Source organism: Streptomyces sp. NPDC005811, assembly GCF_040630405.1.
GTDB lineage: Bacteria > Actinomycetota > Actinomycetes > Streptomycetales > Streptomycetaceae > Streptomyces.
On the sequence record NZ_JBEXXK010000025.1, the window covers coordinates 145,100 to 157,704 of the forward strand.

The window sequence follows — 12,605 nt, forward strand, 5'->3', positions numbered from 1 at the left end:
GCCCCGGGTTCCCCGAAGCTGTCGTCCGACGCGCCGGTCCTCCCGCTCCGCGTCAGCCGGCCAGCAGCACCTGCCGGACCGCTCCGACGCGCAGCTCTTCCAGCGTGCTCATCTGCCGCCCGGCCCGTGCGATCAGCCCGTCGAGCTCCTGCTCGTCGAGGCGGTCGTCGCCCTCGGCCAGGGTGCGCAGCGTGCGCCAGCCGAGTTCCTTGCCCTTCACCCCCAGCCGGAGGAACTCGAGCTCGATCACCAGCGTCAGCGGTGAACGCCGGTAGAGGCGCCCATTGCTCTTGAGCCGTCCCAGTCGCTCGACCGCACCCGATGCCGCGACCTTGTAGCGGCGCTCCGGCACGCCCAGGCTCCGCATGATGCGCAGCAGGCTCGCCCGGTCCTCGGCGACCTCACCCGCGAGGTGACGCAGTGGTTCCGCGTACGGCGGGTCGCGATGCGATCGGGCCATGAACGCGGAGCGTCCGGCTCCGACCGTGGCACCTGCAAGATGGTCGTTGAGGTAGATCCCGAGCAGGTCCGTGCGGATCCTGCGGATCTGCGGGCGGGTGCCCGACACCGGTGTCGTCATGGTTTGTGCCCTCACTTCCCTCCACCCCGCCCCTCTCCGCCGTGGCCGTCCGGATGCAGGACCACCTTGGTCCAGCCCTCGTCCCGCCGGTCGAAGTGTTCGTAGGCCGACGGCGCCTCGGTCAGGGGCAGTTCGTGCGAGACGACGAAGCCCGGCTCGGCCCGGCCGGAGGCGATCAGGTCGCGCAGGGCGTGGGTGTAGCGCTTCACGGGAGCCTGGCCGGTCCCCATGTGCTGCCCCTTGAACCACATCTGCCCGTAGTCGAACGGAATCCTCCCCTGGGCCTCCTGCTCGCCCTGCGCCTCGGCGCCGCCCGGGTCCTCGGGCAGGAACACGCCGACCACTCCCAGCGAACCGGTGAAGCGGACGCTGTCGATCAGCCCGTTCAGGGTGAGCGCGGCGTCCTCCTGCCCGCACGGGTCGTGGGCCTGGTAGCCGACACACTCACAGCCGTTGTCGGCGCCGAGCCCGAGCGTGGCCTCCTTCACGACCTCGGCCGGGTCCTCGGTCGTCGTGTCGATCGCGAGGGCGCCGATCTCCTCGGCCTTGCGCAGCCGGTCCTGCTGGTGGTCGGCGACCCACACCCGGCCGGCGCCCCGCAGGATCGCCGAGCAGGCGGCCATCAGCCCGACCGGGCCGGCGCCGTGGACGATGGTCTGGTCGCCGGGCCCGACACCGGCCATCTCGGTGGCGTGATAGCCCGTGGGGAAGATGTCGGCGAGCATCACGTAGTCCTTCTGCCGCTCGACCGCGTCCTCGCCGAGGCGCAGCGCGTTGAAGTCGCCGTACGGGACCCTCAGATACTCGGCTTGGCCGCCCTCGTACGGTCCCATCTCGGCGAATCCACGGGCGGCCCCGGCCAGGGCGGGCTCCGGCTGCATCGTCAGGCAGTAGTTGGTCAGGCCCTGCTCGCACTGCTTGCAGAATCCGCAGGCGACGTTGAGTTGAAGGGGAGGACGACGTAGTCGCCGACCTTCACCTTGCGGACGGCCGATCCGGTCTCCACCACCTCGCCGAGGTTCTCGTGCCCCATGCTGCGGCCCGTCTCGAACGACGTCCGGCCCTCGTTCGTATACCGCGGCCTTCACGGTTGCTCCTCTCCTGCCGCTCCGGCTGCCGACCGGAAGACGGTTGGCGTGCTGGTGCCGTGCGTGCCGGGTCCCCACATGTGATTCGGGTGAAACGGAAGAAAAGGATGAAGTGCGGGACGGCGCGGAGCGGGCTGCCGGATCCCGACCGGCGATGTCTGCAGGGGGCCGCGTGCGTGTCCGCGGCAGGACATGGCCGACACCAAGCAGGGAACCGGGCGAAAGTACGAAGCCCCGTCGGCGGAGGACACGACCTGGCTGCCCGACCTCACCGGTGTGGGCCCGATAGTGAACGTCGTGGATCGGGGCACCGAGGATTTGGACGCCGTGTACTACGACACGGACGACCTGCGCCTGCCGGTACCTCGGCCGTGCTCAGGCAGAGGACGGGCGGAACCGACGGACACGGCCCTGCACGAAGCCCGTAAGGCGGCCAAGAAGACCCGGTACGCCACGGAGCCGGCGCGTGATGTACTCGGCAAGCCCGCCAAGCGCCTGGGCAAGCGCGCCAAAGCCTGTTGTACGGACAGGAACAACCTGCGGCCGACAGGAGCGAACGCGAGCTGCCGACGGTGCGGGCCGACGCCGCGGCGCGATCCGCGCAAGACGCTCACCTAGACCTCAACTGCCGTCCGGCCACCAGGTGCGGGCAATGTCCTTACGCACCTCGGCGCGCTCGACAGGACGTTCGTCGGCTTCCTCGCGGATGCGCCGACTGTCCGTCTTCAAGGTCCTGTTGCTCACACGGATACGGCGCATGTCTGCCTCCTTCGGCGTCCGCCGGGTTTCGCGATCTCACGAAGCCGGACGCGTGGGGGAGAGATGTCCGCACCGGCCCGAGCACAAACGTCAGGAACGCGGCGAGAGCCTCAGGGTGCGGCCCCAGCCGTTCACGGGGCCGCGACGTCGTCCGCGACCCGCTTGTCGAGCGCCGATCGCACGAGTGCGGCCGCAAGTGCCGGGTATTCCTTCTCCTTGATCAGACGGGCGAGGGCACCGGGCGACTTCGGGAGACCGAGCCGGTCGGCGCCCTGGAGGGCCTTGGCGTCGAAATACGGCTCGACCTCGGGCCACACGCCCTGGGCTTCCCGTAGGAAGATGTCCGCGCCGGCGGGCCCGATGCCGGGCAGTTCGCGCAGCAGGCGCTTGCCTTCCTCGACGTCGCCGTCGGCGGCCTCACCGAGCTGGGTGGCGGTGCGCTCGTCGTACGGGCGGTAGTGGCCTTTGCCGAGGGCGTCCACCCACTGCTGCCAGGTGGCTTCCCTCATGCGTTTCGGTTTGCGCATCCCGTCGTCGAACAGGGCGCGCGCGGCGTCCGTGGCCACGGACGCCCTGATCCGTGCGCTGAGCAGGTGGGCGAGCACCAGCAACTGGTAGAGCGGCTGCGGCGGGTCACGCAGTTTCACGCCGGCCTCTCGCGTAGATCTGCCCGTGGCCGGTGAGCAGGGCGTCGGTCCTGGCTCGTTGTGTCGCGGTCGGCATGATCGCATCACTCCTTCCGCGGCCCAGGCCCGTCCAGGGACCGCCGACCTGGGCGAGGCGGTTCGGGAGGAGTGCGCAGGGGCCGATGCCGGGGCTCTCCTGAGGCAGGGGCACCGCGATCGGCGCGCGCAGCCGGGCCGTTGAGCTGTCCATCCACCCGCCGGGTGCCCCTCCGGCGAACGGGAAAACGGCGACGGACCAGTCGGCGGGAGCGGCCTGAGGTCGTGGACGATTTCGAGGTCGACGACGTGGTGCAGCGGGCACTGGACCGGCTGACACTGCCGACCGAGGCGACCACCGCGTTGTCCAGCGCGCTCGACCCGCGAAACGGCTTGAGCCGGGTGTGCCGGTTCCTGGTTCCGCAGCTCGGCGGACTGGGCCGCGGTGGATCTGCTGGAGGACGGCGGCCGGCCCTTCCTCGTCAGCGTCGTGCACCGCGATCCCGGGGCGCTGCCTCCCGTTCCGGAGGTACCCGTGGGCCCGCTCAGCCGGTTTCTGGCCGGTGCCGGTCCGCTCCTGCTGACGTCTGTGGACCCGTCCGCCGGTGAAGTCACCGGTCACGACCTGTCGGCGAACACGACGACGCCAGGTGGACGCTGGAGTTCTCCAGCGCAGGACACCCACCACCGTTGCCGATCACCCAGGACGGCGACACCCGCTGTCCGGTCGGCGGCCACGGCCTCCTCCTCGGCGTCGACCACGACGGTCTGAACGAGCGCCGCGGCGAGATCGTCGTCTGCGGGGTGCTCATCACGGCCGCCCTGGTGTGGGCGATCCGCTTCGGCACCAGAGTGCGGGCCCGGGAGCAGACTCCAGGCCGCGAGGCGACGCGTTCCGGGCCGCGGCGGCGCGGAGGGCACGGACTCAGAGCCCGGCCGGCAGATCGTTGTCCGACACATCTGTCTGGAACTTGGCTGTGGGGGTGTTCTAGGCCACGAACAACGCCGACCTGTCAGGCAGGGGAAAATACCACCAAGTTGCCATTGACGGAGCAGCGGATGTTCCCTTCCGCTTGGCAGCTGGTACTGGGGCCTGCAATTCCCCCGAAATAGGACGTTGAGATCGTTGCTTCGTAAGTGCCGTTATCAGACGTGATGGTGGCCTGGCCATTTCCGAGTCCGTTGACTCGATAAACAGGCATGTTCTGAGCACCTACGGGGATCGGTGTATCGGGGGTACCTGAGATGGGGCCACTCAGGCTGGCCAGCACGAGATCGAAGCCCGCATTGTTTGTCACGGCAATCGGCCCGAAGTCCTGGACCTGTGGAAGTCCCACACTGTGGTTCTGTCCGGTGGTCGCGTTGTCGCCGTAGGTGATGCTTCCGCAGGCGCTGGTGTTGTGGTGGCCGACGACGCTGATGAAGCAGGGCTTGCCCTTGCCGCTGTCCGTGTTGTAGCCGTCGGCGTGTGCGGTGGTACCGAGTCCGGTGAGGGTGAGGAGTGCCGTGGCGGCTGTGAGTGCGGTGCGGGTGAAACGCATGGGGTTTCTCTCCTTGTGGTCGTGGCTTTGTATGGTGTGGGTGCTCGGGCGTGGGGGTGTGGGAGGCTGGCCGGGGGGCCGCTTGGTTGGGGTAGGCATTTGGGTGGCTCTCCGGAGCGACAGCCAAGCCAAAGGAAACGGGCAGCGGAGAATCAAACGCTCACTGAACTTTTGCGCCGACTTTTCGGCGCCGTCCCGGCCCGCGGTGCCCGCGAAGCACATTCTGCGCTCGACGACCTGCGCGACCCGGCCCATAGGCCCCGCAAGCGGATCCGCCTGTCCGCATATCCGACACGAAGCCAGCCCGGACAATCTCATTCCGCCTGTCGGCGCCGGCCCTTCGCGGGTGAGTTCGCTTTGCTGCCTGAACAGCGAACAACAAGGGCGCCTGACGGGAGATTTCCCAGGTCAGGCGCCCTTTCGGTGCCTCTAGTACTCCAGCCATGGATGTGATCTTGCCGGTGGGGTCCGGTGCGATGAGGGTGAGCGGGCTCCTGTCCTGTTGCGGCGCCGCTCACTGGTGACTCGTGACGCCCTCCGCGAGTGGTGCGAACAGCATGTTCCAGTTGCCTGGCAGATGTTGTGTCGCCGCGGTCAGGTGGAAGCGCGCGACTGTCCACTCGTCAGGTCGCGTCTGTGCCCCATGTTCCCGGACAGCCTGAAGACGGTGGTCGATGAACTCCGAGTCCTCGTCATCGAACCCGAGACGCTCGCACGCCTGCTGTACCTCCGGCGCCTCCTCGAACCAGTCGTCCCATCCCGTAGCCGCGCCCAGAAGGTGGAGCAGGTAACTCTCGGTGTCCGGCCCGGCACATCCCCACGCAAGTCCCGCGAGGCGATGTCCCGCTCCGCATCGTCGCAGTCCAGCTCCGTGCCCTCGGCCGCTGCGTGGACCAGGCCCTCCCAGTAGGTCACGTCATGCCCGCCAGTGGTCTGACGCATGTACTCGCTCGCGAAGGCAGCCATGGCCTTGGGATCGTCGATCAGCGGAGAGAGAACCACGTCGCTCTTGTAGTCGAAGCCGAAGTAGTAGCGGTGCCCATCCAGAGTGAGTGACTCGATGCTGCCTACCTGGCCGGTCCGATCCGGCAGAGGAGCAAAGTGCTTGAGGAGATCCTTTTCCATAGCGAGGGCGATAGCGCCGTCCACCGACACTCACCTGGGTCCAAGCCACCCCGATGCGAACAGAACTGCCACATTCGGCAGTTCTACGGCGTGATCTTGCTGGTGGGGCCCGGTGCGGAGACAGCTGCGGCCACTGACGATCATCGTCAGGTGTGTGGACTGACGATGAAGCGGTGGCCTCGGGCCACAGCGTAGTGCCCGCCTGCTGGAGGGCGATGTTCGAGGGCTTGATGGACCCGGATCGCGGATCGCTTCGCGCGGGTCGAACCCCATCTGCGCGCCTTCGTGCTGGAGCACTTGGCTGACGACCAGGCCGTGTTGGTGGTCGACGAGACCGGCGACCTCAAGAAGGGCACGCACACGGTAGGCGTCCAGCGCCAGTACACCGGGCACCGCCGGACGGATCGAGAACTCTCAGTCGCCGTCACCGCCGCCTCTACGGCTGGAGTACCAGGGGTGCCGTGCGCCAGTGGCGGCGTCCGTCGTCCGTCAGTGCCGCGCTCCCCTCGCCTCGACGACTCGTGAACAGGTGCCGCCCTGCCAGTCCGCGGGATTGACTCGGCCGCGCGCATCAGTGTTGCGGCAGGCACGACTGCATGGTCGAGGCACCCAGCGGACCGGCCGCTTTCACTCGATCGGGGTAGAAGCCGTCACTACCGTCCCGTGGACGGAAGCCGCCGCGTAGCTTTCAAGACGACATCATCGAATGACCATCCAGGTGCCATGCCAGCAGACGGGCCACCAACTCTTCAGAGCTGGAGCCCCGACACTGTACAAGTTGCCGTGAGGGGGCTGTGGACACTCGTCACCATAGGATCGGTCCGCTGGAGTCCGGCAGCAGGGTGCCAGCCTCGCGTCTGCAGGCTCCCGGCAGCGGATTGCCGTGGTACGCGCTGCTCGTACTCGTCATGGTGTGCGCGGGATACGCCGTCGGTTCCGCGGTCGGCTGGGGGTCGGGCCAAGCCGCCTTGGTCGTGGGTGATTTCGGGTTGGGCGCCGCCTCCGGCGCGGCGGCTGTGTCCTGTTTCCTCTACGCCCGTCGCCCCCCTGTCCAGCTCCGGCCGGCCTGGCGGCTGTTCGCGCTCTCCTCAGCCATGGCGGCCCTGGGCTACCTGGTCCGGGGGTGGTACGAGGTGGTTCTGCAGCGGCCCGTACCCGGTTTCATCTACGCGGACGGGTTCTTCCTGTGCTTCGCGCCGCCGGCCATCCTGGGCTTGCTGGTGCTTGCCAACCGGCCCGTGACGAGGGCGGGCTGGGTCTGTCTCGGGCTGGACGCCTGGCTCTTCGGCGGCTCGTTGCTGACCCTGTCGTGGAGTTTTGCCCTGGAGGTGAAGTTCGAGGGACTCAGCGTGGCGCATACCGCGCTGTCCTTGGCGAACCCGCTGTTGGAAATCGCCCTCGTCTCCATGGTGCTCACCCTGCATTTCCGGCGCTCGGCTGTCACACGCATGGCGATCAGCACCTCGATCGGCACGCTCACGCTGACCGTGCTGTGCGACCTCCTGTTCACCTCGCCGCTGCTGCACAGCAGCTACCACTCGAGCCAGGCCCTGGACGCGGGCTGGTTCACCGGCTCGCTGCTCCTGTCGTATGTCCCCTGGGCCGCGCCTCGGAGTGGGCATCCGAAGGCAGCCGTTCGTGTGAGCGGGGGTCCGGGGCATCGGGATAGCCACGACCATGACCATCGTCACGTGGGGTATCCGGCCACTCAGCGCATCACCGGCTCGGCGGCCGCCCTCGCGCCCTATCTCGCGGCCGCCGCCTGCACCCTGGGGATCCTCTACAACGTCCTCAGCGGCCGCAGCGTGGACCGCGTGGTGATCCTGACCGGTGGCACCGTGTTGCTCGCCCTGGTGGTACGTCAGGGCATCACGCTCATCGACAACATCACGCTCACCCAGGAACTCGCGCAGCAGGAGAGCCACTTCCGTTCCCTGGTGCAGGGTTCCAGCGACGTCATCATGATCGCCGCGCCGAGCGGGGTCCTGCGGTACGTCTCCCCGGCCGCCGCCGGGGTCTATGGACGGTCCGCCGAGGAGTTGGTGGGCACCGAGCTGGCCAACCTCATTCACCCGGAGGATCTGGGCCAAGTGGTGCACGAGGTGCGTCGCTTCCTCGCCGCCGGCCTCCAAGAGGAACCCACCACCCGCATCGAGTGCCGCTTCCGCTCGGGAGACGGCGACTGGCTCAACGTCGAGTCCACCGTGAGCCGTCATCACGGCGGCCTCATCTTCAACAGCCGGGACGTGACGGAGAGAGTGCGCCTACAGGCGCAGCTGCAGCGCAACGCCGAGCACGATCCGCTCACCGACCTGCCCAACCGTGCTCTGTTCACCAGACGTGTCCAGCAGGCACTCACCAGCCGCCACGCCTCCGATCGAGGCACGGCGATCCTCTTCATCGACCTGGACGGCTTCAAGGCCGTCAACGACACGATCGGGCACCAGGCCGGAGACGAACTGCTGGTTCAAGCCGCTCGCAGGCTTCAGCAATACGTAGGTATCGAAAACATCGTGGCCCGGCTTGGCGGCGACGAGTTCGCTGCCCTCGTCGCGCACAGCAGCAGCCGCGACTACTCGGTCCACGAGCAGAACGTTCTCGAGCTCGCTCACCGGCTGAGAATCGCTCTGTCCCAGCCTTTCGCCATCGATGGCGAAGACGTCAAGGTCACCGTGTCGATCGGAGTCGCCTTCGCCGAGCCGGGGCTTGCCGCGAGCGAGTTGCTGCGCAACGCCGACCGAGCCATGTATCGCGCCAAGAGTTGGGGGAAGGACCGGGTCCAGCGATACGCACCACATATGCAGGACGAGACTCCTGCGATGGCCAGGGCTGCCGGCGAGACGCTGGAGCACACCCTCGCCCGACTGCTTGTACGGCTCGGGCCGCCTCCCGAACCCACCCCACTCGAATACGCCCCAGCAGGAAACGGCGACGGAGGCGCCCGGCAGTGACTACGGACGAAGACAGCAGTGCTCTGCCCCTCCCGCAGGACGATCCCGTCGTCGCAGCGGGTCTGGACATCGCCATGAAATGGGGCGCCGCCCTGGGCGGGCCGGAGAAACTCAAAATTGCGCTCGAAGCGCTGGAACCCCAGCTGAAGCGGGAGCACCAAATCCGCCTGAGGCAGCTGGACATGCAGCGTGATGCCACCGTACGGGCTGAAGAGAACGCCAAGGCCGCTGCGGACGGCATGCTGCGACTGGAGCGGGAGAAGCGTCTGCACGCACTCCGGATGACCGGTCTGTACCTCAGCGCCGTGATCAGTGTCGCCATGCTCGTCGTCGGCGTTTACGTGGCCAAGGACATGTGGTGGCTTTCGCTCTTTCTCTGGGGTCCCAGCCTGGTGGCAATGGGTAAGCTGTACGCGCTGCGCCGCAGTGATCCTGATGACATGAAGGCTCTGTCCCTGGGCACCAGGACCGCGACAAACGCAGCCCAGCAGCCGCTTCCTCCCTCCGTCCCATAACAGGTCGTCACTGGCTTTGACGCATACAGTTGATCGTTCTGCGGTTGGACGTCTCGGTGCACGACGCCGACGGCATGGATCGTGGCGAGGGCTTGGGCGGTGCCGGTGACGAAGGCGGTCGCCAGCCAGGGGGAGTCGGCTTCGGGGTCGGCGGCCTGTACGGAGTGAACCACCTTCGCCGCGACCCGTTCTCCGCTGTCGGCGAGGGCGGCGTACACGGTTCCCATGCCGCCCGCACCGAGCCGGCCCACCACGCGGTAGGGGCCGACGCGGGAGGGATCACCGGGGCGAGCGGGCTGGATCCGCTCGCCGGAGCCGGCAGCACTCACGAACTGTCCGATCGTCGACGACAACTTCGGTCGAAGATCGGGAGGCCTTCCCTGACTCGGCGGAGTCGTCGGAACGCGGGTGAACGCGCCCTAGGATCCTGTGGCAGCAGCCATGACGCACAGGGGGGGAACCGTGGATACCGAACCGGCGGACTTCTGCCTCGGTGTGAGCGGCTTTCAAGCGGTGACGGAGCCCATCACGGGCAAAGTCACGGAGGTGAGCTGGCGTTGGGTCCTGGAGGCCGACGGTCTGGTGATCGAGGAGACCGACGTCCATCTGAACGGGTCCGACTGGCAGGTCGACGCCTTCCGGGATCTGCAGCCGTATCTGCGATGGCGGGCGGACCCGAGTCGGCGCCTGGAGCATGAGAGCGAACTCCTCGACGAGCTGGGCCGGTGGATCACCCGGACGGCGTTCCGGGAGATCGGCCGCATCCTGGCTGACGAGGGCCCCTGCGTGGTGCGGATGAAGGTCCCCGTCGAGGCCCGCTTCGTCGCGGCACTGCCCTGGGAAGCGGCGGTAATCGACGGCAAGGCCCTGCCGCTGCACCGCGTCAGCCTTGTCCGGGATCTTGCGGCGTCCTCGGACAGGCCGGCACGGAAGAGGAAGCGGCCCATCAGGGACGCCCTGCGGGTACTCGCTCTGTTCAGTCTGCCCGACGGGACCTCCGCGCTGAACCTGAGGCGGGAACGCCTGCAGCTCGCCCGCCTGCTCGACACGGTGGCCAAGACGGGTGAGACCGCCATCGAGCTGATTGTCCTGCAATACGGCGTGACCCGTGAGCGGCTGAGCGAATGCGTGGAGCACGGGCACGGCTGGGACGTTCTCGTGCTGTCCGGCCACGGTGGGGAAGGCGTCTTCGTCCTGGAGAAGCCGGACGGAAGCCGTGACCCGATCGGCGGGGACGCTCTGGTGGAGTTGCTGGCGCCGTTGCGCCGACGCGTCAAGTTCGTACTGGCGGCGGCCTGCTCGTCAGCCGACACCCTGACCGACCAGCGACTGGAGGCGCTGGGGATCGGCTCCGCGCACCGGTCCGCCGAGTCGTCGCGACACGACGGGCCCACGGAGCTGGAGCGGTCGGGTGCCTCCCCGCACGTGGGTACCCTCGCCGAGGTCCTCGCTGATCGCCTCGACTGTGCGGTGCTCGGTATGCGTCACACCGTTACCGACGACTTCGTGACCGAGCTGAACGGTGCCGTATTCAAACTGATGGTGGAACAGGCGAACTCCCTGGGACGCGCGGTGGCGCTAGCCCTGCCCCGAGTGGTCGAGACGCCGGCCACCGAGGCCAGCCCGCCCCTGGCCGCCAGCTCGCCCGCGCTGTTCGGCGGCACCGCCGTGGACCTCCTGCTCGAACCGCCGAAGGGCCGCGCCCTGATCTTCGACAGGAGTGCACTCAAGCTGGCGGGCTTCCCCGATCAGCCCGCACGGTTCGTGGGCCGAGGCGCCCTGATGTCCGCGGCGAACCGTTGCCTGGCGCCGCACAGTGGAGGGTCCGGCATCTTCCTTCAGGGCATGGCTGGTGTGGGCAAGACTGCGTGTGCGCTCGAACTCGCCTATGGACAGGAGGACAACTTTTCGGCGCTCGTCTGGTATCGGGCCCCCGAGGAGACCGACGGAGATGCTGCGGACATCGCCCCCTCCCTCGCCGAATTCGCCCAGGCCCTGCAGCAGCGCGTCGATGGACTTCACTTCGTCGAACTGCTGGACAAGCCGGAAGAGCTGTCGGCGTTCCTGCCGATGCTCACCCAGTTCTGTAAGCAGAGGCGGGTCCTGGTCGTCCTCGACAACGTGGAGTCTCTGCTCAGTGCGTCAGGCCAATGGCGCGACCCGAGATGGGAGCTTGTGGTCGACGCCTTGACCGGGCACCGCGGCTTCTCCCGGCTGATCATGACAGGGCGGCGCGCCCCCCGCTCCCTGGATCCCGGTGTGTCCGTGCACCAGGTCGATGCCCTGTCGCTGCGCGAGAGCGTGCTGCTCGCTCGTGAGATGCCGCAACTCAGGGCGCTGCTGGACGGGGACCTGGCCGGGTTGCAGCCGAGCCTGTGCCAGACCCTCGCGGTGGGGGTTCTGACCTCGGCACAGGGGCATCCGACCCTGGTCGAACTGGCCGAGGGCGAGCTGTCCGACCCGGCGCGCCTTGCCGCGCGGCTCGCCGAAGTGAACCGTTCCTGGGAAGAGCTGGGCATCGCCCCACGCAGCTACCTCGACATCGGCGTCGCCACCCGAGCGGACGCCACCGCCTACTCGACCGTCCTGACCAGGTGGACCACGGGTGTGGTGGCTGCGCTGTCCGGGACCGCCCGCCGTCTCTTCCATGTCCTGTGCTGTCTGGAGCCTGCCGACCGCAGGCCCGCGCTCTTCGAGGACATCGGGCCGCTGCTTCACGAGACGGAGGCAGACAGCACCGAAGACGGTGACACATGGTGGCGGGACTGGTCCGAGCTGGCCGAGAGCAGCCTCGTCACCGTCGACCGAGGCGCCGATGAGGACATCGTCGTCCTGGTCGTGCACCCCGAGGTCGCGGAGGCCGGCCGACAGAGCGGCGAGCGCCTGCGGGAGGCCGTCGACCGGCAGCTGGCCGCGTACTGGACCGGCCGCGCGATGGAGAGCCTCTCGACGGAACACGACGGCGGCTCCGGCCAGGTCGTCGACACGGCCCGCGCCGCCCTGCCGTACCTGCTGCGCCAGGGCCACTGGAGCCAGGCAGCCCTCCTGCTCGAACGCGTGCTGTTCCGCGACCCCTCGCCCAGGACCGCCGCCACGCTGCTGCCCGCTCTACGGGACATCGTGCGCCGCGCCGAGGACAGCGACGACGAAGTGGCCGCCAACCGGATCCTCGCCCGAGTGCTCGAACACAACGACCCGGAAGAGGCCCGAACCCACCTGGAAGGGCTGCTGGAGGTCGCCCTTGCCCGCGGTGACCACCTCGCGGCCACCGGGCTCACGGGTGATCTCGGCTCTCTTGAAAATGGCCTGAGTTGATGCGCGTTGGTAGAGGTCAAGCGGTCTCTTCTCGCGGGGTGACGGTGATGTCGAGGCCGAGGGCGGCGA

The 12,605-nt window shown here is 68.2% G+C and carries 8 protein-coding genes and 6 pseudogenes; 7 read left to right on the plus strand and 7 right to left on the minus strand.

What is annotated here, in order from left to right; all coding sequences use genetic code 11:
* Positions 1–52: 52 nt before the first annotated feature.
* A complete protein-coding gene (locus ABZ490_RS26625) occupies positions 53–580 on the minus strand; it encodes a hypothetical protein (RefSeq protein WP_358994747.1) in 528 nt (175 codons plus the stop codon).
* Between the two features lie 11 nt (positions 581–591).
* A pseudogene (locus tag ABZ490_RS26630) lies at positions 592–1,646 on the minus strand (glutathione-independent formaldehyde dehydrogenase); the annotation flags it as partial.
* 214 nt (positions 1,647–1,860) lie between these two features.
* Between ABZ490_RS26630 and ABZ490_RS26635 the strand changes: the two are divergent.
* Positions 1,861–2,286, plus strand: coding sequence for a CHAD domain-containing protein (locus ABZ490_RS26635; protein WP_358994749.1), 426 nt, complete (start codon positions 1,861–1,863; stop codon positions 2,284–2,286).
* 3 nt (positions 2,287–2,289) lie between these two features.
* Here the strand turns inward: ABZ490_RS26635 and ABZ490_RS26640 are convergent, their stop codons facing one another.
* Both ABZ490_RS26640 and ABZ490_RS26645 read right to left on the minus strand, forming a co-directional pair.
* On the minus strand, positions 2,290–2,427 hold the full coding sequence (locus ABZ490_RS26640) for a hypothetical protein (protein WP_358994751.1): 138 nt from the start codon (positions 2,425–2,427) through the stop codon (positions 2,290–2,292).
* A 131-nt stretch (positions 2,428–2,558) separates the two neighbouring features.
* A pseudogene (locus ABZ490_RS26645) lies at positions 2,559–3,150 on the minus strand (endonuclease).
* A gap of 581 nt (positions 3,151–3,731) precedes the next feature.
* On the opposite strand from ABZ490_RS26645, the pseudogene ABZ490_RS26650 reads away from it, so the two are divergent.
* Positions 3,732–3,842 (plus strand): annotated as a pseudogene (locus ABZ490_RS26650) (SpoIIE family protein phosphatase); the annotation flags it as partial.
* A 51-nt stretch (positions 3,843–3,893) separates the two neighbouring features.
* A complete protein-coding gene (locus ABZ490_RS26655) occupies positions 3,894–4,202 on the plus strand; it encodes a hypothetical protein (protein WP_358994780.1) in 309 nt (102 codons plus the stop codon).
* On the opposite strand, the gene ABZ490_RS26660 is transcribed toward ABZ490_RS26655, so the two are convergent.
* Both ABZ490_RS26660 and ABZ490_RS26665 read right to left on the minus strand, forming a co-directional pair.
* Positions 4,103–4,630, minus strand: a complete 528-nt coding sequence (locus ABZ490_RS26660) for a hypothetical protein (RefSeq protein ID WP_358994754.1) — start codon at positions 4,628–4,630, stop codon at positions 4,103–4,105. The genes ABZ490_RS26655 and ABZ490_RS26660 overlap by 100 nt on opposite strands.
* Positions 4,631–5,224: 594 nt before the next feature.
* A complete protein-coding gene (locus ABZ490_RS26665) occupies positions 5,225–5,779 on the minus strand; it encodes a hypothetical protein (RefSeq protein ID WP_358994757.1) in 555 nt (184 codons plus the stop codon).
* 249 nt (positions 5,780–6,028) lie between these two features.
* Here ABZ490_RS26665 and ABZ490_RS26670 point away from each other — a divergent pair.
* The 3 genes and pseudogenes from ABZ490_RS26670 to ABZ490_RS26680 all read left to right on the plus strand — a co-directional run.
* Positions 6,029–6,173: pseudogene (locus ABZ490_RS26670) on the plus strand (transposase); the annotation flags it as partial.
* A 490-nt stretch (positions 6,174–6,663) separates the two neighbouring features.
* A pseudogene (locus tag ABZ490_RS26675) lies at positions 6,664–8,565 on the plus strand (sensor domain-containing diguanylate cyclase); the annotation flags it as partial.
* A gap of 137 nt (positions 8,566–8,702) precedes the next feature.
* Positions 8,703–9,221 (plus strand): hypothetical protein, encoded by a 519-nt coding sequence (locus ABZ490_RS26680; RefSeq protein ID WP_358994760.1) that lies wholly within the window; start codon positions 8,703–8,705, stop codon positions 9,219–9,221.
* A 41-nt stretch (positions 9,222–9,262) separates the two neighbouring features.
* Here the strand turns inward: ABZ490_RS26680 and ABZ490_RS26685 are convergent.
* Positions 9,263–9,550: pseudogene (locus ABZ490_RS26685) on the minus strand (serine/threonine protein kinase); the annotation flags it as partial.
* Between the two features lie 217 nt (positions 9,551–9,767).
* On the opposite strand from ABZ490_RS26685, the gene ABZ490_RS26690 reads away from it, so the two are divergent.
* The gene (locus tag ABZ490_RS26690) at positions 9,768–12,536 is read left to right on the plus strand and encodes a hypothetical protein (RefSeq protein WP_358994763.1); all 2,769 of its coding nucleotides are present in this window, start codon (positions 9,768–9,770) and stop codon (positions 12,534–12,536) included.
* Positions 12,537–12,605: the final 69 nt, after the last annotated feature.